Raw genomic sequence first — 22,646 nt, 5'->3', positions numbered from 1 at the left:
ACCCCGCGTGTAAACTATTGTCCCGTCCGATGGTAGTCCGTAAACCGAGAAACAGCCTCACGAAGGCTTGAATACGGTCGCGTGGACTGCATCGAATCCATGTCGGTGGTCGTCAGCATCGCTGAGGCGAGCCGCCTATCCACGCCCTCGCAGAAGCTGCGCATGCCGGTGCCAACAGTCAGCCGCAAGCTCTCTGAACTCCAAGCGCGATTGAGTACGCAATTGTTTCAGACGTCGTCGCGGCGGCTGTCGCTCACGGACGTCGGGCGATCCTAGGTCGAGGCATTCAAACGGATCATAGAAAGAGAGGTTTCAGGGGCGAGTTTCCGACAGGTGACCTCACGGTGACGTCGCCCTGGGATGTCGGATATCCGCTCTCCCGCGAATTCGAGGGCGAAGACGATTGCACACCGAGCACCGGCTTTGTTCGCGCGCCATGCGTCATCTGCCCAGCCTTGCCGTGAGGCGCTTGAGGATGGCGCCGCTGGACGCATTCGAACTAATGCAGGCGTCCGGACGTGCTGCCGGATTCGAAGGCAAGTGCAATGTCTGCTTTCCGCACCGCCCTCCCACAAAGTCGCCTGTCCGACAGGTTCATCACGAAGCTCCGGTATCTCCTCGAAAGGGGCGGCTCGTGATCTTAATCGAATTTTGCGGAGGCGACACGGCCTGTCCGACATTATTGGAGCTGACATATTACGCCGCCCGCCCAAGCGGGCACAGAAATTTCTAGGGTTTCGGCCGCTGGCGTGGGCGAGACCCGGTGAACCGGCTCCCGCCCAGTATGCTTTATGCCTTGTCCCTGATGAAGGCCAGGATGTCGGGGTTCAGGACATCCGGGTTGGTCGATAGCATCCCGTGCGGATAACCCTCGTAGGTCTTGAGGGTGGCGTTCTTCAGCAGCTTTGCCGAAAGGGGTCCGGCGTCGGCGTAGGGCACGACCTGGTCATCCGTGCCATGCATCACTAGCACGGGAATCTCGATCTTCTTGAGATCCTCAGTGAAGTCGGTCTCCGACCAGGCCTTGATGCATTCATAGTGGGCGTTGGCGGCACCCATCATACCCTGGTGCCACCAGCTGTCGATCAGTCCCTGCGAGACCTTCGCGCCTGGCCGGTTGAACCCATAGAACGGACCGGTCGGGACGTCGATGTAGAATTGCGAGCGATTGGCCGCTAGCGCCCTCCGGAGGCCGTCGAACACCTCGATGGGTAGGCCCCCGGGGTTCTTCTCGGACTTGAGCATGACCGGGGGCACCGCGGCGACGATGACCGCCTGCGATACCCTGCCGGGCTTCGCGCGCGCCACGTAGTGTACGACCTCGCCGCCTCCGGTCGAGTGACCGATGTGGATCGCGTTCTTGAGGTCGAGCGCCTCGACGACTTCCGCAACGTCGGCGGCGTACGTATCCATCTCGTGCCCGGTGCGGCTCTGCGACGAACGACCATGGCCACGGCGGTCATGTGCGATCACACGGTAACCCTGGGCGATGAAATACAGCATCTGATTGTCCCAGTCGTCGCTGCTGAGCGGCCAGCCGTGATGGAACATGATGACCTGGGCGTCCTTCGGACCCCAGTCCTTGAAGAAGATTTCCGTGCCGTCCTTCACCTTTACTCTGTCCATACTCTTATCCTCCGTTCGTTTTGGCTGTTGTTTCTGCTTGCTTGCGGCCGACGCCGTCGGGCCTATCGCCAGAGAAAGGACTGCGGAGGATCCGGCGATCATCGCGTCCCGTCTTGTAAGTTCGAAACCTATCTTCGATGTCATCGATGCATCCTCTGTTTCATGTGCGGAGCCTCCGCAGCTGCATTCCCGGTCTCCAATCTCGCGGACGCTGTCGGCGTTGCTTGAGACTGCAGTATTCCGGCTCAATGCGGCTTGGTCTTTCTGAATCGTCGGGTGGCGCTGGGGAGGCGACCAGCGGGCTCGACGCAGCCCTTCAGTCTGAGAATGTCCGGTCGTTGACAGGCCGATGATTTGATAGAAAGGGGAGCAATGGCAATCGTTTCACGCCTGCAGCTTCTTCGAGTCCGCGGCAGAGCTTGCGATCGAATTCTGGACGACGTCGAATTTCTCAGCATCATGAATCTTCACGCCGAGTGCCTCAAACATATCGGTGACAGGATGAAATGCGATCGCCGCTCGGTGGCCGGGTAGTTCGCGGACGAGAACGCGAAGTGGAAGATCCAGTGCCGATAAAGGCGTGTGCGTCATCACGTGGGTTCCTACTTTGGGGTTCCCGTACAGGATGACGCGGGTCTCCGGCATGTCGAGGCCGTTTTCCCGCGCCGCGCCGGCGTGATCGATCTCGGCGAAAATCGTAAGTCCTGCGTTCTTGATCGCCTTCGTGACGGCGGTCAGCGTCTGCTGAAACCCCTGCATCGTCCGATGCTCCTGGATCTTGACCAGCATTGCGTTCTCCTAATCGGTGGCGGTCTCGCGGGATAGTCGGCCTTCTTCGGCCTTGTAGAAGTACTGGCTCGCGACCAGCCATCCCTTGAGCGGTCGCAGCGGCGGAATGCAAGTCGCGACGAGGAAAGGGCCCGTGACGAAAAGCTGCGTCCAAATCGAGGCCTGGTGCGCGACTTCGAGCCATACGGACAGAAGGACGGTCGGAATCGACGCGAAGCAGATGACGAAGAAGGCGGGGCCATCGGCCGGATCGGCGAAGGAGTAGTCGAGACCGCAGACGTCGCAGCTCGGCCGAAGGGTCAGAAAGCCCTGGAACAGGCGCCCTTTTCCGCACCGTGGACAAAGGCCCCGAACGCCCGTCTGCAAAGGCGGGAGTGGCGGGTAGTCGCCGTTGCTTTCTACCTTAACGGGTCCATCTGACATCTGTCCGTCTCCGTGCGCGCTATCGCATAGGGTCGATATCCAAAGCGGCTTAGCCCCCAATGGCCTTCTGGCTTAGGGCCGAGCGGTCACTTGAACGCTCGCTCATTCGCAGTAATGAGATGCTCGACTATAGACGCGTGCTCGAGACCTGATGCATGGTGTCCATTGTGCTCCCTCGGGCAGGACCTTCGGCAGACAATGCGTCAGACGCCTTCATAGACAACCCGTGTGAACAGCGCTGGAGGGATCACCCACTGGCCGAACTTGGCGTCCCACTCCTTGGTGGGGTTCGCGGCTATCGTTTCATCGACCGTGCGGCCTGCCTTCTTGAGCTTCGCCACTTTCTCCCTGGCGCCGATGAGCATGTCCCTCCAGACCATTATGTCCTTCCGGTTCGCGATGTCCCCGTGGCCGGGGATTACGATGGTGTCGTCGTCGATCAGGTCGATGTTCGCCTGGGCTGCCTTGATCTGTCCGTCGATGCTGCCGCCTGTCGAGGAGTCGATGAACGGATAGAGTCCGGTCCATAGCGTGTCGCCGACATGAATGACGTTGTCCTCTTCGAAGAAGACTAGGATGTCGCTGTCGGTGTGCGCGGGGCCGTAGTACTTCAGCCGGATCGTCTTCCCGTTCAGCTTCAGCGTCTCCTCGTCCTCTTTCATGAGCTGGGTGGGAAGAGCGCTCTTCGGCGACGGCGGGAAGTCGAAGTTCCAGTCGTCGACGCGGGTCGCGGCCTCGAGGTGCTTGAGCGTGTTCGGGTGTGCCATGATGACGGTTCCTTCCGAATTGAGCCATTCGTTTCCGTCCGTGTGGTCGAAGTGCCAGTGCGTGTCGATCAGGTGGGTGACAGGCTGGGGCCCGATGTCGGCGAGCGCCTTCTCGATTCGGGGACGGGTCGCGGTGATTCCGGCGTCGACGAGAAGCTTCCCGTCCGTGCCGGCGAGGACAGCGACGTTCCCTCCGGAGCCTGTGAGTACGTTGACCCCGCCCCGCAGCTTCGTCGTGATTATGTCCGCCTTGGCGGCCGCCTCGCGGATGATCAGGACCTGGCTCTTGGCGGCGGCGAACGCCTGCCGAGGGGTGAGCCATTCTCCTGTCGCCGCCAGTGCGGCGCCGCCGAGGCAACAAAGGCAGAAGCCACGTCTTGAAAGTGCGTTACCGTGCTTGGTCATTTTCCGCTCCATGGTTCCAGTCGATGCGAAAAGGAATTGCCACCACGCCGGGAGGAGGCGTGGTGGCGCCCTCGATCATAGTTTCGGCCGACTTCGATCGAGGAAGTAGTAAGTCATGCGGTGGAAGATCAGGTGGCTTTCGGCTTCCTCGTTGCTGGGGAATCTCGAAACCAATCCTTAGAACGGTACGCCCGCTAAGGGGCGTTCACGAGCTAGTTGTCGCAAGGTCTCGTGAGTTTGAGTGAGCCGGCGGGTCATCCGCCTGGCATTGGAAAATCTAGACAATCGTCTAGTCTGCCTCGACCTTCGCCGTGTTCTCCGGACGTAAGTCGGATTGTGAGCTTTAACCACAAGGAGGTACGCTGACCTCGCAGCCGCTTCCGAAGTCGATCCACCTTGGGGAATGCAAGGAACGAAACGGTCTGCGGGTTGCGGTGAACAATTGCAGTGGGCAGGAGACAGCCATGCAAGTTCCGTCGGACACCCTCATCCATCTCCCCACAGGCGACGCCCTGCCCTTCGATTTGGAAGGACCACCGCGAGCCGGCGGTGAAAACGCCATAAGGTTCGGTCGTTTCTGCGCACTCCCGCACTCGCGCCAGCTTCTTCTTGACGGAAATCCCTGTGAGATCGGCGGAAGAGCGTTCGACCTCCTCATGCTTCTGCTTCGATCGCGCGGCAGCATCGTGAGCAAGGAGGAGATCTTCGACGCGGTGTGGCCCTCGATGGTGGTCGAGGAATGCAATTTGCGCTTCCAGATCGGGTCGCTTCGCCGGGCGCTTGGCGATCATCGTGACATGATCAAGACGATCGTTCGCCGGGGCTACATGCTCGTCCAGCAAGGCGCTGCCGAGGAAATCGAACCAGCAACGCCGAGCACCGCGAGGACCCGCATGCCTCTGGGATCGGAGATGGAGAAACCATATGTCGCTCTGATCGAGGACGAAGACGGCGTCCGTCATGCAATCGCCCGATTGCTCCGGTCGGTCGGCCTTGCCGTAGGCACGTTCGCCTCAGTGGCGGCGTATGAGGAGAGCGACACACTTTATCGCGCCGATTGTCTCATCCTCGACGTCTGCCTTCCGGGTCGCAGCGGCCTCGATTTCCAGGCAGAACTCATCAAATCGGGCCTGCGGCAGAGAATAGTCTTCATCAGCGGACACGCCGACATTCCGATGTCCGTTCGCGCGATGAAGGCTGGCGCGGTCGAGTTCCTTACCAAGCCCGTGCGATACCAGGATCTTCTGTCCGCAGTCGATCTCGCGATCAACTCGTGATCATCACCCGCATCGCATTCCGTCACGCATGACAGGAAAATCACGCGCCGGCTACCGTTAGCCATCGATGGCCGTGACCAATGCTTCATAGCGTCGAAGATATCAGGCTCTGCATGGGGCAGCCCTGCAGTGCCCCGCACGTTCAGGATACCCTCGGTCGGTCACCAGCAGACAGATGTTAGATGCGGATCGGGTTTGTCGCGGCTGATTGAGTTCGACATTTGGTAGGCTGTTGGCCTCATTTAAGGCGGTAAGGCAAGCGGACCGACGTGGATTGCCCAACGCCGGAGCCCAACCGCTTCTCACATCCATTCCCGACATCTCACACCATCTCTGCGCCCCAAGATGTAGCCTCACCTCAATGAAACCCCAGCGCCACAGGGCGTGTGGTCCCCGCGCTCACAGAGGTGATCCCGATGAAAAAGTTCCTGTCCGGTTCCGCCATACTGGTGGCGCTCCTGCTGAGCGGCTCCGCGCTCGCCGCGTCGAAGCCCACCGTCGTACTCGTCCACGGCGCCTTCGCGGAGTCCGCAAGCTGGGACCGCGTCGCCGAAAAGCTGCTCAAGGACGGCTACCCGGTTGTGGCAGTCGCCAACCCCCTCCGCGGCCTGAAATACGATGCCGATTACGTCAACGAAGTGCTGAAGTCGATCAAGGGGCCGATCGTTCTCGTCGGCCACTCGTACGGCGGCTCAGTTATCAGCGACGTGACGGTCAAGGATACGGGCGTCATGTCTCTGGTCTTCGTTTCGGGGTTGGCACCGGAGAAGGGCGAAAGCGTCTCTGAGCTCGGAAAGAAGTTCCCCGGCAGCACGCTCGGAGGCACGCTCGCACCGCCAGTTCTCCAGCCGGATGGCAAGCACGATCTCTACATCGAGCAGAGCAAGTTCTGGAAGCAGTTCGCGGCCGATGTGCCCAAGGACAAGGCGGCCCTCATGGGCGCCGAACAGCGGCCGATCGCGGCCGAGGCCTTCGAGGAACCCTCGTCCGAGCCCGCGTGGAAGACCCTGCCCTCGCATTTCATCTACGGCTCAGAGGACAAGAATCTGCCTCCCGCGCTGCACGCCTTCATGGCGAAGCGGGCCGGTGCCAAGGAGGCAGTCGAGGTCAACGGTTCCTCACACGTCGTGATGATCTCTCACCCCGATCTCGTGTCCGCGATGATCGAGCGGGCCGCCGGCGACAGGTAACCGGTTAAGTCGACGACAGATCGGGTGAAAGGTAAAGCAATGCAAACCGATATCGCCATCAAGGTGAGTCTCGGCACAATCGGCGACGTCTTCGAGACGAGCGACGACTGCCTACACGTCGAGCACTACAAAGTCGACGACCCAAACATCTTCCTCGCGAAGCTGACGCGAGAAAATGGTAGCAGGGCCATAACGACATCCCTCGGATCGGGCGTCGGAACCTTCCTGATAGCCGCGCGGGATTCCGAGCTTCGCCTCGAGCAGAAGGGGCGACTTCTCTATCATGGGATCATGGTCGAAGACAGCGTGACCTTCATCGAAGGATCGGATCCGATTTCGGTCGAACTGCAGTCGGACGCCTGCCTTTACGTCCTGACTTACCTGCACGAACGATATCAGGGTCCCCGCCCGGTGGTCGGCGGCCACTTCAGCATTCGTGACATCCAGCTCGCGGAACTCATTGCGGAGGTCGCCAATGTATCGACCGCCCGCCGTGGCGACATTGCGCGCAACTTCTCGCGGATGGCATTCGAACGATACGAGCGCCTTCCACGGGTTCACCCTCTGTCGTCATGGCGGCTGAACCGCGTGAAGCGACATGCGGAAGCGAGGCTTGACCAACGGATGACCCTCGAAGAACTCGCCGACGTCGCAGGGTTCTCGCGCGCCCACTTCGCGGCCACTTTCAAGGCCGCGACCTCGATGAGCGTCCACGAGTTCCTGCTGCGGCTTCGTATCCAGAGGGCGGCGAAGCTCCTCCTTGGCACCGACCTCTCTCTGGTCGACATCTCGCTCCAGACCGGATTTCAGAACCAGGCGCATTTCACGACCGTTTTTAAGAAGATGATCTCGACAACACCAGGTCGATGGCGGAACAACGCGCGCAGAGAGGAAGCCCGCTCGGTCTCTGGCGTCAGCTTAAACCGTCTTCCGGCCATTCCACTGCTCGAACATCAAGCAGCGGACAGTCTCAACCTTCAATGAAGTAGAACGGCACGATCGTCGCCTGTCAGCCGAGGAAGATCCGTAACTAACCGAATTTCCACTTCATGGACGTCGCGCCGGAAAGCGACCCGTCCAACCATCAAGAAAGCACCGTCCATCGACCTGCCGTCTTCGGCAGCGTTATGATTCTTTTGTCGCTTTCCGCTGGCCATCCCCAGCGCGCGCAGCGTGTCATTCGGGATGTTGTCGAGGACGACGAAATTCATCGGCCGCTTCGCTTCCGTCGAGCAGTTGCGGTGCGCTCGCGGATCGGCAGCTACCTCCAGGAAAACATCTCGTCGATAGAGCGATCGAAGCCCTTCGTCATCGATCAGAAGCCCTATGCGACGGCGGGAACGCGACGCTAAGTGAGATAATATGTGACGACGTTAATGCTCGTTTGAGAGCGCGGTCCGGACAGCCTGAAGCAGTTCGACCGGACTGACAGGCTTCAGGAAAACGTGGGATGCGCCCGAGTTCCGTGCCCGGTCGCCGGCTGCGACGTCCGAGTGAGCCGTTATCAGGATCGATGGGATCGTCACCGTCATGCCGGCCAGACGATCAAGCAGATCGAGACCCGAAATCCCGCCGAGCTGGATGTCGGTGACCAGGCAAGCGGCGGACTGCAATTCATCCGAAACAAGGAATTCCTCGGCAGACGCGAACGCCGCCACCTTGATCCCGGAAGCCCGCAACAGGCCACGGAGCGCGTCCCGAACTGGTTCGTCGTCCTCGACGCAGACCACTAGCTGACTTGGGTCTACGGTCATTGCATCCTACCTCGCAACGAGATGCGCTCGACATTCAAGAGACCCGACGGTTGACCTTCAGACACTCACTCAGTCCTTCGCAGCGACCATGGTCAGGTTCAGGTCAAGCATATCGTAGTACCGCACGAGTTCCGGCAAGGTCTGCACGTGCATCTTCTGCATCACCTTCCCGCGATGAAGTTTCACAGTGGCCTCCGAAATCCCTAAGGCGGCCGAGATCTGCTTGTTCCTCTGGCCTTCGACCACTCGGACCAGCACCTCCTGCTCGCGTCTTGTCAACGACTGGAAATCGGCACGAGCGTGAGCCGCGGCCTGCTCCTTCATCGTGTCCCGATTATCCCGCTTCATTGCGGAATGGACCGCGTCGAGAAGATCCTGCTCGCGGACGGGTTTGGTCAGGAACTCCACGGCACCGGCCTTCATCGCCCTGACAGCAATGGGAACGTCCGCGTGCCCGCTCATGAAGATGACGGGCCTCTGAAATCCATTCGCCCTTACTTCCTGCAAGAATTCGATGCCGCTCTGGCCCGGAAGGCGAACGTCAAGGATCATGCAGCCCACTGCCGCGAGCTTTCCCTTCGACAAAAATTCGGCCGCTGAGGAAAATGCGGTCGCGCTGAACTTCATCGACCGCAGCAGGCCGACGAGAGATTCACGGACACCTACGTCGTCCTCTATCACAACGATCTGGGTACCGTCGCGTTGCTTTTGGTTCATGCGCCCTCCCGCGCAAACGGTATCGAAAGCTCGAAGACCGCTCCTCCTCCCTCACGCGGACGGGCGGATAGCGTTCCCCTGTGCGCTTCGATGATCGAACGGGAAATTGCGAGGCCCATGCCAGTGCCATCCTGCCTGGTCGAGAAGAATGCTTCGAAAATGCGTTCGGATGCAATGGGGTCAATCCCCTCGCCGTTGTCCTCTACCCGGACGACCACAAACCCCTTTTCGTCGTTCTCGCCGGACACCTCTATCCGGCGGGTCTGGTCATTCGCGGCCATGGCCTCGGCAGCATTCAACATGAGGTTCAGCAAGACCTGCTGCAGTTGAACCTTGTCTCCGCGCACTGAAGCGATGCCCGGCGAGAGCGAGACGCTGACGTCGATCTGGCGAAGCCGCAGCTCGCTCCTGAGGATCGTCAGAACGTGGGCAACAACCTCGCCCAGGTCGACCGTCGTCATGGCCGTAGGCCTCGAGTTCCGCGCCATACTGCGGATATTCAGGAGAACGTCACCCGCCCTCTTTCCTTCCTCGACGATGCGTTCGGCGGCTTGCTTCGCCTCGGCGACATCCGGATTTGGGCGGTCGAGCCAACTCATGCAAGTCGCCGCGTTGGTCACTATTGCCATCAGTGGCTGGTTCATCTCATGGGCGATGGACACCGTGACCGCACCCATTGCAGTGAGCCTGTTCATCCGGACAATGTCGGCCTGCGCTCGCTGCAGCGCCTCGTCGCTCTTCACCCGTTCGGTCTGGTCGATGATCGCCCCGAAGACTTCAGGTTCTTCGTCGGGATTGGTCTCAACGCGCGTGACGCAACGCACGTGCTGAATCGATCCGTCCGGCATCAGCAGTCGGTGCTCAATCTCCCAGGGCTGGCGCTCTCGGACGCCCTTTTCGAAAGCCGCCGCGACCTTGTCGCGGTCGCTTGGATGGACCCGTTCGGTGATCGCTTCTCGGGACAAAGGTAGTGCGGGATCCAGCCCGTAGATATTGTAGGTTTCCTCCGACCCAGTGACTTCGCCTGTCGACGGGTTGATGCGATAGCTGCCTACGTGACTGAGTCTCTGTGCTTCGGCCAGTGACGCCTGGGCGCGTTGTGCTTCGATCAACGAGTTCCGTATTCTCTCCTCGGAACGCCTCGTCTCCGTCACGTCGACGATCGTCCCGATGTAGGCCCGCGGTCCGACGTGGTCCTCGACTATCAGACGGCCGCGTGCATGGATGAACTTGACCGTTCCGTCTGGCAGCAGGAACCGATGCTCGATATTGAGATCTTCTCCCTGCAGCGCCTTGCGATGCGCTTCGGCCACCATCTCCCGGTCGTCCGGGTGAACCCTTTCGTTCAGGGACGCGAAATTGATTTTATGGGCTTCGAGGCCGACGATCTTGGCGCACTCGGCCGAACAGGTGAAGACGTCGGACGCCATGTCCCAGGAGAAGCTCCCGGTTTCGATGATCCGCTGCGCCACGGCCATCACCAGCTGGCTCTGGGCGAGCTCGAACTCGACCCTTTTCAAGTGGTCGATATCGGTGTTGACCCCGTACCATCTGAGGATCGTGCCGTCGTCGCCTACGAGTGGCTCCGCCCGCAACATGAAGTACCGGGCCTCGCCGTCGTGCCTGAGCATTCTAGCTTCTATGCTACCGGGCTCGCCTGACGCCAGCAGTTCTGTCCAGACCCTGGTAACCTTCTCCACGTCGTCTGGGTGAAACGCCCTGATGAAACCCCATCCAAGCGCAGCCTCCCGACTTAACCCGGTGTAGTCGAACCACTGGCTGTTCGCGTCCTCGAGGCTCCCGTCAACGCCACCGATCCAGGTCAAGGCTGGTATCATGTCGAGTGCAAGCTTGGGATCGCCGACGAGGTTGGTCGGCGGACTTTCGGCCGCAGAGGGGCGCCCGGGGATTTTATCTGCGATGGCAGCCGCTGAGAGTGCTGTTGTCAGCCACTCGAGATCGGAAACGTTGGCAGGTGCAGTTTCCACCTCTAGATAGAGCGCGCCGTCACACGGATCTGCCAAGGTGAGCGGAAGACATACCATCGAAAGCTCTGCGTGGGATATGATCCGGCTTCGCCCTGCCCCGATTACGGACCGGATGAAATTTTCGCCAAGGCCGAAGTCCTCCGGCTTGCCCGAGACGAAGGATACAGCGGTCGAGCCGCCGGTCGCCGTTGCCATCACGGCCAGTTCGTCGCCCCGCAAGATCAAGAGGAATCCCCGTCGGGCGTCGGAAAGCTTCACCGCCGCGCGAACGGTCCGACCTCGTGCACGTCTGTGTCGCATGATGCGAACGCCTTCGGGGACGCTTCGTCCATCAGGTCCGCCGCTGCGATCGCTGAAGCGGGTTCGGTCGCCACACGTTACCACAACAGCGCTGGTCGCCTAAAATCAGGCATTTGGAACCCCCCCCTAGCATCGGCTCTGGACCGACCTCTCCTCAACGATCCAGAGTGAAGCCTGTCCAAAGACCGTTGCGAGACCGCCCCAGACGATCACCTGCAACAGGGCCGACTGGATCCGGAACGTCAGTAGAAGCCCGCTTGGGAAATCGCTCGGGACTTTCGAAGCCTCTGGAAAGGCCGCTGTCAGACAGAGTGCTAGCACCGCGAACATAAGTACTCCAACCGTAACCGCGAACATTCGGCCCAAGCGTCTTCGCAACCGAAAGCCGACCCAGAAGGAAAGGGCCATCGATGCTACCGAAAGGGCGAGCATCAGGAAGTACAATTCGGTGCGGCTGCCGATCGTCTCAGGACTTCCGATTCCGGGAGGATTTGCGGGGTACTTGAACTGCGGCACCAAAACGAGGGAAACGTACCCCAGCGACGCCAACGTCCAGACGGTGGCCCGAGGCCCGATGCCCAGGCGACCGAGCAGACATGCGGATCCGATAGCCAGGATGCCCCCAAGCGCGATAGAATAGCTCGCCAAACCCGTCAGGAGGCCGAGATTGCGTTGCGTGACGCGGTTGACGGTTTCCTCCTCAGCGTTGTCATGTGGCTTTTGGTCTTCCAAGACGATCGCACGTTCGACCGCCGGCTCGGAAAACACCCGCGCAAATGCAAACCCCGCAATAGCAACGATGAGGCCGGAGATCATCCCGGCGACCAGAAGCCTCTCGATCATGGACGTATTCTCAGTGGCAGGGGAAGCCGAGCAGGTGTCGTCCGTCGTGCACGAACTCGTGGACGGCGTTGCCCTGGATCAGCGACGTCGCCCCCTGCTCCGCTCCGACGAAGTACAGCATCATCAGCGAAAGGAGGCCGATGAAAGCGATCCATGGAAGCAGCTCCGCTGCCGTGAGAGGCGTTGCCGGGGCGGCATGGGTTGTGATGTACGTCATGACGTTCTCCTTCTGAGGTAACCGAAGGAGCATGATGGGCGGATCGCCTGTTCCTGTTTTTCGAAAGCGTGCGATCTCGCCCGTCTTTCGGTTCCCACCTTGTGATCGCACGTTTCCGAAAGATAGCCCGACCTCTTCTTCGTACCCTCCTCCGAAACTTCAGGAGGCAACCATGGCATCATCTCCTACGCGACAACAGATCGGAGGCCTCGTTCCCGCACCCGCCGATCTGCCGCGTCTCAGCGCTGGCCAGCACGTCCGCATCGATGACCGAGTTCCCGTCGGACACTACCGCGTTCCCACCTACCTTCGCGGCAAGGAAGCGGTGATCGAGGCCGTCATGTCGCCGAAAGCCGTCAACAACGAGGAGGAAGGGTTCGGCCGCAACGCCGGATCGCTCGGCTTTTATTATCGCGTCGCGGTACCGATGACGGAACTTTGGAAGCAATACGCCGGCCAGCCCGGTGACAACCTCCGCATCGAAGTCTTCGAAACCTGGCTCAAAGGAATGTCGCGATGACCGCGCACGGAGATCACGGACCCTCGCATGGCCACGAAGACGGACACGATCAAGAGCATGGCCACGCTCCCGTCGAAAGCTCCGGTATGCCTGGCTATTTCGACCTCATGGAGACTGCCTTCCAGGAGCTGATGATCGAGAAGGGCTATATTAGCGCGGACGAGATCCGGCATCAGATCGAGGTGCTGGATTCCCGCAACCCCGCTCTCGGCGCCAAGGTGGTGGCGCGGGCGTGGACGGATCCGGACTTCAAGGCGCGACTGCTGGCGAATGGCCGGACGGGCTGTGAGGAGCTGGGCATCACCTTCTACGATCTCACCGAACTCATCGTTCTCGAGAACACCCCCGAAGTACACAATCTCATCGTCTGCACGTTGTGCTCCTGCTATCCTCGACCGGTGCTGGGATTGCCGCCGGACTGGTACAAGGCGAAGCCTTATCGTGCTCGCGCCGTCTACGAACCTCGGAAGGTGCTTGCCGAGTTCGGCACGGTCATCCCCGACGACGTCGAGGTCCGGGTAAGCGACTCCACCGCGATCCAGCGGTATCTCGTGCTTCCGATGCGCCCTGAAGGAACAGAACACATGTCCGAAGAGCAGCTCGCTTCCCTCGTGACGCGGGACGCCATGATCGGTGTGATACCGGTGAAACCGCCAGTACAAGGAGCATCGTCATGAACGGTAGCGAGCAACTTCTGAAAAGGCTACCGAACGACATCGGTGGTCTTGAAGCTCCGGAGATCGAGCAGACCGATCACGAACTCCTGCCGTGGGAAAAGCGATGCCACGCCCTCGCGGACGTTCTCGACTTCCACAAGATCATCAACACCGAGGAAAAGCGGCGCGGTGTTGAGGCCCTAGGAGCGGAGATGGTGGGCAAGCTGACCTACTACGAGCGCTGGATCGCCACATTCGCGAACGTCGCCTTCCAAAAGCAATTGATCACCCCTGAGGAACTGGCGACGAAGATGGCGGAGGTGGAGGAAAGATGGAGGTCACACATCTGAGGGTCCGCCCTATCGAGCAGCCCGCTGCTTCGTCGAAGGCGCCTCCGGCTATGCGTGCGACGGCCGATGGTATCGGCCTGCTGATGTCGCCGTCGATTGCTTCGTCACCTAGTCCCCCGGCCAATGTGCGGAATTCATGTACCCCCTGACGAAGGAAAACAAATGTCGAAACTGAAAATCCTAGCATCGGCGTGCGCCTTCGTGGTTCTCTCGTCGGTCGCTGCGAGCGGCCTGACGGGCGACTCCTCCCCGGTCTATGGAGTGAAGGTACCGGATGGCTATCGCCACTGGGAAGTCATCACCGTTGCCCACGAAGCAGGGGAGAACAACGATATCCGGGCGGTTCTGGGCAACGACATCGCGCTGAAGGCGTTTCGGGACGGTACCCGGCCATTCCCGGACGGCACGATCATCGCCCGTCTCGCCTACTTCTACGAGTCTTCTCCGGAGAACGACCAAGTCGTTACGGCTCCCCAATCGTTTGTCGCCGGGAAGCCAACGAACGTGCAGATCAGCATCAAGGATTCGAAGAAGTATCCGGAGACCGGCGGCTGGGGATATGGGCAGTTCGAGAACGGGGTAACGAACCCGAGCGAGCCGCTGATCAAAACGTGCTTCGCCTGTCACGTGAAGCTCGATCCCTCTAAGGATTTCGTATTCTCCCACTACTCCCCTTGATGGCGCCGCGGGCGGCGCCCACTAAAACAACGCGGTCGCTTTAGGGAGAACAGAGAATGACAAACAATACCGCAGCCGGTGACCCCCCTCTTGGCCTCTCGGAACCACGGGGGATCGACATGAAGCTGGAAATTGCCGTCATTCCGGTAGCCGATGTGGAGACCGCCCAACAATTTATAGCAAGCTGGGTTGGCGCCTCGATGCAGATTTCACCAGAATTGATGGCTCGCGCGCGGTTCAATTCACCCCGCCCGGGTCTCCGGCATCGATACACCTTGGCAAAAAGTCAGCGCACTATCTCGTCGTCTCCGACATAGTGGCAGCGCGCGCAGAGCTCGCGCAAAAAGGGATAGACGTCAGCGAAGCCTTCCATCTAGGCGGCGAAGGCCGTGTCAGCGGGCCAGAACCGGAACGGCGCAGCTACGGTTCCCTCGCATCGTTCAGCGATCCGGATGGCAACCAGTGGACGCTGCAGGAGGTTACCCGAAGACTGCCGGGCCGCGTAGACGAAAATGTGACCACCTTCACCTCTCCGACTGAACTCGAGTCGGCTTTACGTCGTGCCGCTGCGGCACATGGGGAGTACGAGAGGCAATCGGGCGGCGAACACAATGCAGACTGGCCGAAGTGGTACGCCGAATTCCTGGTGGCGGAGCAAGCAGGCTAGCCTTTCCCCTTTATGATTGAACTCTGCAGCGGCCGGTTGAAACAAAGGTGGCATTTCGATCAGGTTTGGCCTGGTAACCGGCGTCGCGGTTCTGGTCGTCGTGTACGAAAAGGGGCACCCCCTTTGATTGAGGATGCCAGGTCGGCCTGTCGCGCGACCGTACCTCCAATCCTGGTCAGCCGCTTCGGGGCGGGGCAAAGTTTGCCTCTATGGCTGACATCAAGCGCATAGCCATGTCGTCTTTGGGGCCGGAAGCGGAAGGTCCGGTTCGGCGATGAAGCTGACCTTCCAGCCCGCACAGTCTCGACGCTTCGCAACGAAGCGGATGTGGCGACCGCGCGGCCAACCCAGCGAGCGGTCAGTGGTAGTAAATGCCGCCGTCGACGTTGAGCGCCTGGCCGGTGACGAAGGCCGAGAGGTCCGAGGCGAAGAACAGCACCGGGCCGATGATGTCTTCCGGAGCACCAAGGCGCTTCAGCGCAGCGACATCCTCCCAATGGCGCATCGCGGCCTCACTGCCCAGATTGTTTTTGCCCATCTCGGTCAGGATGATGCCGGGGCAGATCGCATTGACGGTGACGCCGTCCATGCCGACTTCCTGCGCCAGGACGCGGGTGAGCGTGATCACCACCGCCTTGGTCGCGGCGTAGTGACCCTGCGTCGGCACGCCCTGCCGGCCGGCGATCGATGCGATGTTGATCACCCTGCCCGACTTCCTGGCGCGCATATGCGGCAGCACCGCCTGGCACATCATCAGCACGCCCTTGGCGTTGACGTCGAAATGCGCATCCCAATTGGCCTCATCGAGATCCTGCAGCAGGCTGGGCTTCAAGATGCCGGCATTGTTGACCAGCACGTCGATGCTGCCGGCGGCCTCGAGCAGCGCCTGCGCGGTCGCCTCGATGTCCTTCTTCTTGCTGACGTCCATCGTGTAGACATAGGCCTTGCGGCCGGCCGCTTCGATCTCGCCTTTGGCCACGTCGAGCTCGGCAGCCTGCGAGGGGAGATCAGTGATCGCGACGTCGAAGCCCGCTTCGGCGAGCCCCTTGGCGAGCGCCCTGCCGATGCCGCGGCTGGCGCCGGTGACGAGAGCCGTCTTGCCCTTGGCCTCAGGAAGAATGGTCATGCTGCTTGAACCTTTGATGCCTTGACTGGGAGCGAATTCATCGCCGCGATCGTGTCGTCGAACGAAACGAGTTTGCCATCGGAGCCGAGCCCCATCGCCACCTTGGCGGCGACCGCGCTGGCAAAGCGCGCGGACTGTTTCAGATCCCAGCCCTTGACGATGCCGACGATGATGCCGGCCGTGAAGGAATCGCCGCAGCCCGTGGTGTCGAAGACCTCGACCTCGAAGGCCGGCAGATGGAAATCCTCGGCATGCTCGGGCGAGACATAAACGCCGCCGGCACCAAGCGTGATGATGCAGTTCTTCACGCCCCGCGCCTTGAAGAAGGACGCGACGCGGGCCGGGTCGCGGTCATGCGCCATCTCACCGGCTTCGTCGATGCTCGGCACGAAATAGTCGATATAGGGAAGGCACGGTTCGACCAGTTTCCACGTCTCCGGCGTCGCCTGGATGAGATCGAAAGTGGTGATGCGGCCAAGCTCCTTGGCGCGCTTCAAGAGCCTGACGGTCGGCTCGCCGTCGAACCGCTTGAGCAGGCCGGTGCCGCCGACATGGACGACGGTCGCATCCAGCGCGGCGTCGAGATCGGCATCGGCGACCTCGAACAAGGTGGCGGTGCCCGGCACATGCAGTGCCGGACGCTCGCCGTTCGGCCGCACGGGCAGGATGGTGGACGAGGTCTGGACGCTGCCGTCGCGGCGCACGAGGCTGGTCTCCAGGCCATATTTCTTCAGCTTGGCTAGGAACCAGTCGCCCATGTCGTCGGTACCGAGCGTGGTGACGGCGCGCGTCTTCAGCCCGAGGATGGCGCAGTCCATGCTGGTGGCACCCGCCGTGCCGGCAACGGTCATGCGGATCTCCTCGATATAGTCGGCGCGGCCGCCTTCGGGGATGCGCGAGACTGGCCGTCCGAGAATGTCGAGGACGTAGAAGCCGATCGAGCTGACGTCGAATTGGGGCATGGCTGCATTGACCTTTCGAACTCAATGGGCGGCGCGGCGCAGGCCGAAGCTCGCGGCCAGCACCAGGAAGACCAGCACGCCGATGCCGACCTGCTGCCAGTAGAAATTCCAACCGACCAGCAGCAGCCCGTTCTTGACGATGGCGAGGAGCAGCACGCCGAGCAGCGTGCCGATGACCGAGGGCTTGCGCTCGCGGCTGAGCGTCGTGCCGATGAAGGTGGCGCCGATGGCGTCGAGCAGGAAGGCGTTGCCCGACAGCGGCACGTACGACTTCACCGTCGCCGACAAGAGGATGCCGGTGACGCCCGCGAGCAGCGCACACAGCACATGCACCATCGACAATTCGCGCGGCACGCGGATGCCGGAATACCAGGCCACACCCGGCTGCGCGCCCATGGCCTGGACATAGCGGCCGAAGACCGAGCGGTGCAGCAGGAGATGGACGGCGACGGCGAGCACGATCAGCACGATCACCGGGGTCGGCACGCCGAACAGAGCGGTGCGGGCGATGGCGTTGAACTGGTCTGCTGCATAACCGCTGGTGAGATAGATCGGCTGGCCGCCGCTGGTGGCGAGTTGCTGCGTGCTCTGACCGATGAAGAGCACGCCGAGTGTGGCCAGGAAGGGACTGATGTTGAGCCTGGTGATGAGGATCGCATTCAGCACGCCCACGATCAGCGCGGCGCCGAGGCCTCCCGCGACGCCGACCACGCCGCTATAGCCGGCGGCCAGAAGCATGACGAAGATCATGCTTGCCATGTCGACCGAGACGCCGACCGAGAGATCGATGCCGCCCGACGAGATGACGATGGTGAGGCCCAGCGCCACGATCGCCAGCATGACGACATTGTTGACCAGCACGTTGAAGAGGTTAGCCGGCGTCAGGAAGGTTGGGCTCGCCACGGCGAAGAAGACGACGATCGCCGCGAAGGCGATGAGCACGCTGTATTTGGCGAGGAAGCCGCGCACACTGGCTGAGCTGTTGTCGTTGGCCGAGACGCTCATCGCGAACCCTCCGAACCGCGGGCAAAGGATGTGATCGCCACCACCAGCAGGATCAGCGCGCCCTGCACGCCGTTGACCCAGTAGCTGGAGACGTTGAGCAGTTGGAAGCCGTTCGCGAGCAGGCCGATGAACAGCACGCTGAGCAGCGTGCCGCCCATGGTCGGCACGAAGCGGCGCGAGAAGACGGTCCCGAGCAGCGCCGCCGCCAGCACCGACAGGAGCAGTTCGCCGGAACCGGGCGTGCTCGCCGACAGGCGTGAGACGGTGAGGACGCTCGCCACCGCCGCGCAAAAACCGCTGAGAACATAGGTGAAGGACACATAGAACGGCACGCTGATACCGGCCGCGCGCGCCGCTTCGGGGTGTCCGCCGACGGCGTAGAGCCTGAGCCCGAAGGAGGTGCCGTGAACGACCACGATCATGATCGCCGAGAAGACGATCAGCGCCCAGGCAAGCGCGGAGATGCCGAGGAAGCTGCCCGACACCAGCACACCGAGCAGCGGGGAGGATGCGCCGACAACCGTGTTCTGGGTGAGCGTGAGTTCCATGCCGGCTGCGACGTTAAGCACGGCAAGCGTTGCGAGCAGCGGCAGGATGCCGAGGCCGACCACCGCTAAGGCGTTGAGCGCGCCGACCGCCATGCCGACGGCAATGGCCGCGATCACCGAGAAGAAGTCGCCATAGCCCATCGACAGAAGCGTCGCGTAGACGGCGGCGCACAGGCCCATATTGGCGGCGATCGACAAATCGATGCCGCCTTCGGTGACGTCGGAGCCGCCGCCGATGATGACAGCCGTCATGCCATAGGCGAGCACGCCGAGGATAGCCGACTGCTCGACGACGTTGATCAGGTTGAAGGTCGAGGTGAAGCCCGGCGCGAAGATGACAAAATAGGCCATGATCGCGGCGAAGGCGGCGATCGCGCCAAGCCGCACGACGAGCGCTCCAAAGCGCCGGCCGGCGCTCTTGGCGGCGGCCTGCTTTTCGTCGGACACGCCGACTTCCGAGTGGAGAACGCTCGCGCTCATGCGGCCACTCCATCGGCGTTCGAGCGGGCGCCGGACGAGGCCGCGAGCAGCGCGTCGCTGTTCATCGAGGGACCGGAGAAGCCGCCGGCAAGCCTGCCGCGATAGACGACCAGCACGCGGTCGCAGACGCCGACCAGCTCGAGCAGGTCAGAGGACAGAAGCAGGATCGCAGCGCCCTCGCCCGCCAGGCGATTCAACAGATTGTAGATCTCGACCTTGGCGCCGACATCGACGGCGACCGTCGGCTCGTCCAGCACATAGACGCGCGACTGACAGCTCAGCCATTTGGCGATCGCCACCTTCTGCTGGTTGCCGCCGGAGAGCTCGCGCACCAGCGCGTCGCGATGCGGTGTCTTGATCGACAGTTCCTTGATCAGGCTGTCCACCGCCTGGTTCTCAGCGCCACGGCTGACCATGCCGCTGCGCGAATAGCGGCGTAGGCTGGCCAGGGAAATGTTCTCGCGCACGGAAAGGCCAAGCGCCACGCCATGCGCGCGGCGGTCCTCCGGCAGCATGGCGATGCCGTCGCGCACCGCCCTGACCGGCGTCGATAACGCAAGCTCTCTGCCCTCGACCTTGACCTGGCCGCCATTGGCGGTCTTGAGGCCGAACAGGCACTGGACGATTTCCTTCGCGCCGGAGCCTAGCAGGCCGGTGAGACCGACGATCTCGCCGGCGCGGACATTAAAGCCGACATTCTCGAAGCTGCCGCCGAGGCGCAGGTTGGAAACCTCCAGCACCGGCGCGCCGAGCGTAACCGAGCGCTTCGGAAACATCTCGCCGACATCGCGGGCAATCATCATCGCAATGATCTCGTCGATCGGCGTCTGGCGCGGATCGACGGTGCCGACATCAGTGCCATTGCGCATCACGGTGACGCGGTCGCAGAGCTTCTCGATCTCCTGCATGTAGTGGGAAATGAAGACCACGGCGATGCCGTCGTCGCGCAGCCGGCGCAGCACGTCGAACAGGCTGTCGACCTCGCGCTTGACCAGCGCCGCGGTCGGCTCGTCGAGCACCAGCACCGACGCTTTCTGCGCCAGCGCGCGGGTAATCTGCACGACCTTCTGCTGCGCGGTGGTCAGGTCTTTCACCAGCGTGCCCGCTGGCAGTTCCATGCCGAAGAAGCGTTGCAGCAGGTCTGCGGCCCTGCGTTCCATGACGCGGCGGCTGACGAACGGGCCGAAGCCGATTTCGTGGCCGAGGAACACGGCTTCGCCGACGGTCGCGGTCGGCACCAGCAGCCTGTCCTGGTGGATGAAGTGTACGCCGAGCTTTTCGACCGAAGCCGGCGTGAGCGAAGTAACGGTCTCGCCGTTGATGACGATCGAGCCGCTGTCCGGCTTGATGATACCGGCCAGCACCTTGATGATGGTCGACTTGCCGGCGCCGTTCTGGCCGACAAGGCCGAGGATCGAGCCGCGCACAATCTCGAGATTCGCGTCTTCCAAGGCGCGCACCGGACCGAACCGCTTCGATATGCCCGTCATTGACACAGCAATGTCACGCTTTGCTGTCTGCATGGCCGTCAATCCTGGTTGGATGTGACGGGCAGCCATAGAGGTGCGGCTGCCCGTCGTTTCGTTCCGCTCTATTTAACGCCAGCCTTCTCGGCGGCGTCGAGGAACGGCTTTCCTTTTTCGGCTGCATTTTCCTTGTTGATCAGCACCGAAGGCACGAAAGTGAACGGCGGCACCTTCTGGCCGGCCAAATATTTGGCGGCGTTGTCGACCGAGGTCTTGCCGATCTCATAGGGCTGTTGCGCCGCGACCGCGCCGGCCGACGATTTTGCGTCCATCACCATCTTGATGACTTCCGGGCTGCCGTCGATGCCATAGGTCTTCACCTCGTTGCGGCCGGCGGCTTCGACCGCCTGCGTGGCGCCGATCTGCGGCACGTCCCAGCAGGCCCAGACCGCGCCGATCGAACCCTTCTCGGGCGACTTGGTCAGCATGTCGGTGACGTTGGAATAGGCGCTCTGCACCGTGTTGGGGATGACGTCGCGCAGTTCCGGCTCGACGATCTTCACATCCGGGAACGAGGTCAGCACATATTTCAGCTGGTCGTAGCGGATCTTGCAGACCGGCACGCTGTAGAAGCCGTTGAAGACCAGCACATTGCCCTTACCGCCCATGTCGGCGACCATCTGCAGCGCGATCTCGGCGCCGATATTGTAGTTGTTGGAGGTCGTGTTGTTGATGGCGTGCGGGGTCGCGGTATCGACCGTGAACAGCGGGATGCCGGCGTCGCGGATCTTCTGCAGCCACGGATTCAGCACTTCGAGGTTGCCGAGCTGCTCGATGATGGCATCGGGCTTCTGGGCGATCAGCGTCTGCAGCTGCGCGATCTGCTGCTGGTCCTTGCGGCCGGCATCGAGCGCGATGACTTCACCGCCGAGCTCCTTGACGCGGTCCTGGATGCCTTTGAACGCCATCAGGTCCCAATAGTGGTCGGTGCCTATTGCCGACACGCCGATGCGCTTGCCCTTGAGCGAGAGCTCCTCGGCACTCGCGCCGGAGATCGCGGCCAGGCTGCAAGCCGCCGCCAACCCCAGAGCGAGCGCCTTGACGAGGCCTTTCATTGAATTCGTCATTTCATTTCCTCCCTTGTTGATCGCTCCAGGCCTTCCCGGAGGATATGCGAAACAGTAGGTTGCTGCTCCAGCCCCTTGTTGGTCGCTTCGGGCAGAGCCCTCCGCTCAGGCAGCGGCGTCGTTGTCACGCAGGCCGTAGCTGGCCATGCGCTTGATGACATTTTCGATCTCCTCGTCGGACAGCACCGGCGGCTCGCCGATCTGCAGGGCGCCGTGATACTGGCGCGCCAGCGTCTCGACCTCGACGGCGAGCCACATCGCCTGGGCGAGGCTCGACCCGACGGCGATCATGCCGTGCTGGGCGAGCAGACAGGCCTTGCGGTCGCGCAGCGCCTCCACCGCATGCGCCGAAAGCTCGGCCGTGCCGAAGGTGGCGTAAGGCGCGCAGCGTATGTCGCTGCCGCCGGCGACCGCGACCATGTAGTGGACCGCCGGTATCTTCCGGCCCATGATGGCGATCGTCGTGCAGTAGGTCGGATGCGCGTGGACGACCGCGTTGACCTCGGGCCGCGCCTTCATGATGTCGAGATGGAAGCGCCATTCGCTCGACGGCGGCAGGCGTCCGTCGACCTCGCCATCCCACCCCATGAAGACGATGTCTTCCGGCTGCAGCGTGTGATAGGGCGTGCTGGTCGGCGAGATCAGCATGCCCTCGCCATGGCGGCAGCTGATGTTGCCGGATGTGCCCTGGTTGATGCCCAGCGCATTCATCTCGATGCAGGCGTCGATGATGGCTTGGCGCACATCTCGGTCCGAAAGGGTCAT

Annotated in this window: 24 protein-coding genes and 1 pseudogene; 9 read left to right on the top strand and 16 right to left on the bottom strand. The window is 61.7% G+C overall.

Features of this window, described 5'->3' with window-relative positions:
- Nucleotides 1-789: 789 nt before the first annotated feature.
- The 4 genes from EN852_RS06455 to EN852_RS06440 form a co-directional block, all read right to left on the bottom strand.
- Nucleotides 790-1,626, bottom strand: a complete 837-nt coding sequence (locus EN852_RS06455) for an alpha/beta hydrolase (RefSeq protein WP_127874348.1) — start codon at nt 1,624-1,626, stop codon at nt 790-792.
- A 384-nt stretch (nt 1,627-2,010) separates the two neighbouring features.
- A complete protein-coding gene (locus EN852_RS06450; protein ID WP_127874349.1) occupies nt 2,011-2,415 on the bottom strand; it encodes a DUF302 domain-containing protein in 405 nt (134 codons plus the stop codon).
- Nucleotides 2,416-2,424: 9 nt separating this feature from the next.
- Nucleotides 2,425-2,838, bottom strand: a complete 414-nt coding sequence (locus EN852_RS06445; protein WP_127874350.1) for a DUF983 domain-containing protein — start codon at nt 2,836-2,838, stop codon at nt 2,425-2,427.
- 203 nt (nt 2,839-3,041) lie between these two features.
- Entirely contained in the window at nt 3,042-4,010 is a 969-nt protein-coding gene (locus tag EN852_RS06440) for an MBL fold metallo-hydrolase (protein WP_127874351.1), read from the bottom strand.
- 464 nt (nt 4,011-4,474) lie between these two features.
- Between EN852_RS06440 and EN852_RS06435 the strand changes: the two genes are divergently transcribed.
- From EN852_RS06435 to EN852_RS06420, 4 genes are all read left to right on the top strand, one after another.
- On the top strand, nt 4,475-5,287 hold the full coding sequence (locus EN852_RS06435; RefSeq protein ID WP_127874352.1) for a response regulator: 813 nt from the start codon (nt 4,475-4,477) through the stop codon (nt 5,285-5,287).
- Between the two features lie 416 nt (nt 5,288-5,703).
- Nucleotides 5,704-6,477, top strand: a complete 774-nt coding sequence (locus tag EN852_RS06430; protein ID WP_127874426.1) for an alpha/beta hydrolase — start codon at nt 5,704-5,706, stop codon at nt 6,475-6,477.
- Between the two features lie 39 nt (nt 6,478-6,516).
- Nucleotides 6,517-7,461, top strand: a complete 945-nt coding sequence (locus EN852_RS06425) for an AraC family transcriptional regulator (protein ID WP_127874353.1) — start codon at nt 6,517-6,519, stop codon at nt 7,459-7,461.
- A gap of 65 nt (nt 7,462-7,526) precedes the next feature.
- Nucleotides 7,527-7,829, top strand: coding sequence for a hypothetical protein (locus tag EN852_RS06420; RefSeq protein WP_127874354.1), 303 nt, complete (start codon nt 7,527-7,529; stop codon nt 7,827-7,829).
- 21 nt (nt 7,830-7,850) lie between these two features.
- Here the strand turns inward: EN852_RS06420 and EN852_RS06415 are convergent, their stop codons facing one another.
- The 5 genes from EN852_RS06415 to EN852_RS06395 form a co-directional block, all read right to left on the bottom strand.
- Nucleotides 7,851-8,207 carry a response regulator gene (locus EN852_RS06415; RefSeq protein WP_246694197.1) on the bottom strand — a complete coding sequence of 119 codons (357 nt, stop codon included), beginning with the start codon at nt 8,205-8,207 and terminating at the stop codon, nt 7,851-7,853.
- A 93-nt stretch (nt 8,208-8,300) separates the two neighbouring features.
- Nucleotides 8,301-8,948, bottom strand: coding sequence for a response regulator (locus tag EN852_RS06410; RefSeq protein ID WP_127874356.1), 648 nt, complete (start codon nt 8,946-8,948; stop codon nt 8,301-8,303).
- Nucleotides 8,945-11,194: a PAS domain-containing sensor histidine kinase gene (locus tag EN852_RS06405; RefSeq protein WP_246694196.1), complete on the bottom strand. Its 2,250-nt coding sequence runs from the start codon at nt 11,192-11,194 to the stop codon at nt 8,945-8,947. Before EN852_RS06405 ends, EN852_RS06410 begins: the two co-directional genes overlap by 4 nt.
- A 168-nt stretch (nt 11,195-11,362) precedes the next feature.
- Nucleotides 11,363-12,079, bottom strand: coding sequence for a CbtA family protein (locus tag EN852_RS06400; RefSeq protein WP_127874358.1), 717 nt, complete (start codon nt 12,077-12,079; stop codon nt 11,363-11,365).
- A 10-nt stretch (nt 12,080-12,089) separates the two neighbouring features.
- A complete protein-coding gene (locus EN852_RS06395) occupies nt 12,090-12,296 on the bottom strand; it encodes a CbtB domain-containing protein (RefSeq protein ID WP_127874359.1) in 207 nt (68 codons plus the stop codon).
- 172 nt (nt 12,297-12,468) lie between these two features.
- Here EN852_RS06395 and EN852_RS06390 point away from each other — a divergent pair, with 172 nt between their 5' ends.
- The 5 genes and pseudogenes from EN852_RS06390 (at nt 12,469) to EN852_RS06370 (ending at nt 15,167) form a co-directional block, all read left to right on the top strand.
- Entirely contained in the window at nt 12,469-12,816 is a 348-nt protein-coding gene (locus EN852_RS06390; RefSeq protein ID WP_127874427.1) for an SH3-like domain-containing protein, read from the top strand.
- Nucleotides 12,813-13,493: a nitrile hydratase subunit alpha gene (gene nthA / locus EN852_RS06385; RefSeq protein ID WP_127874360.1), complete on the top strand. Its 681-nt coding sequence runs from the start codon at nt 12,813-12,815 to the stop codon at nt 13,491-13,493. The genes EN852_RS06390 and nthA overlap by 4 nt, the downstream gene beginning before the upstream one ends.
- Nucleotides 13,490-13,822 carry an SH3-like domain-containing protein gene (locus tag EN852_RS06380; protein WP_127874361.1) on the top strand — a complete coding sequence of 111 codons (333 nt, stop codon included), beginning with the start codon at nt 13,490-13,492 and terminating at the stop codon, nt 13,820-13,822. The genes nthA and EN852_RS06380 overlap by 4 nt, the downstream gene beginning before the upstream one ends.
- A gap of 162 nt (nt 13,823-13,984) precedes the next feature.
- Nucleotides 13,985-14,500, top strand: a complete 516-nt coding sequence (locus tag EN852_RS06375; RefSeq protein WP_127874362.1) for a cytochrome P460 family protein — start codon at nt 13,985-13,987, stop codon at nt 14,498-14,500.
- A gap of 56 nt (nt 14,501-14,556) precedes the next feature.
- Nucleotides 14,557-15,167: pseudogene (locus tag EN852_RS06370) on the top strand (VOC family protein).
- A 358-nt stretch (nt 15,168-15,525) separates the two neighbouring features.
- Here the strand turns inward: EN852_RS06370 and EN852_RS06365 are convergent.
- The 7 genes from EN852_RS06365 to EN852_RS06335 form a co-directional block, all read right to left on the bottom strand.
- The gene (locus EN852_RS06365) at nt 15,526-16,293 is read right to left on the bottom strand and encodes an SDR family NAD(P)-dependent oxidoreductase (protein WP_127874363.1); all 768 of its coding nucleotides are present in this window, start codon (nt 16,291-16,293) and stop codon (nt 15,526-15,528) included.
- Nucleotides 16,290-17,255 carry a sugar kinase gene (locus EN852_RS06360; RefSeq protein ID WP_127874364.1) on the bottom strand — a complete coding sequence of 322 codons (966 nt, stop codon included), beginning with the start codon at nt 17,253-17,255 and terminating at the stop codon, nt 16,290-16,292. Before EN852_RS06360 ends, EN852_RS06365 begins: the two co-directional genes overlap by 4 nt.
- 21 nt (nt 17,256-17,276) lie before the next feature.
- Nucleotides 17,277-18,260: an ABC transporter permease gene (locus EN852_RS06355; protein ID WP_127874365.1), complete on the bottom strand. Its 984-nt coding sequence runs from the start codon at nt 18,258-18,260 to the stop codon at nt 17,277-17,279.
- Nucleotides 18,257-19,288 carry an ABC transporter permease gene (locus tag EN852_RS06350; RefSeq protein WP_127874366.1) on the bottom strand — a complete coding sequence of 344 codons (1,032 nt, stop codon included), beginning with the start codon at nt 19,286-19,288 and terminating at the stop codon, nt 18,257-18,259. The genes EN852_RS06355 and EN852_RS06350 overlap by 4 nt, the downstream gene beginning before the upstream one ends.
- Complete coding sequence (locus tag EN852_RS06345) at nt 19,285-20,811, bottom strand: sugar ABC transporter ATP-binding protein (RefSeq protein WP_246693133.1); 1,527 nt, start codon at nt 20,809-20,811, stop codon at nt 19,285-19,287. The genes EN852_RS06350 and EN852_RS06345 overlap by 4 nt, the downstream gene beginning before the upstream one ends.
- Nucleotides 20,812-20,879: 68 nt before the next feature.
- Nucleotides 20,880-21,881 (bottom strand): sugar ABC transporter substrate-binding protein, encoded by a 1,002-nt coding sequence (locus EN852_RS06340; RefSeq protein ID WP_210238224.1) that lies wholly within the window; start codon nt 21,879-21,881, stop codon nt 20,880-20,882.
- 105 nt (nt 21,882-21,986) lie between these two features.
- Entirely contained in the window at nt 21,987-22,646 is a 660-nt protein-coding gene (locus tag EN852_RS06335; RefSeq protein ID WP_127874367.1) for an L-fuculose-phosphate aldolase, read from the bottom strand.

Origin of the sequence: Mesorhizobium sp. M2E.F.Ca.ET.209.01.1.1 (assembly GCF_004010375.2) — a bacterium.
Taxonomy (GTDB): domain Bacteria; phylum Pseudomonadota; class Alphaproteobacteria; order Rhizobiales; family Rhizobiaceae; genus Mesorhizobium.
This window is presented reverse-complemented; position numbering and strand designations above follow the sequence as displayed.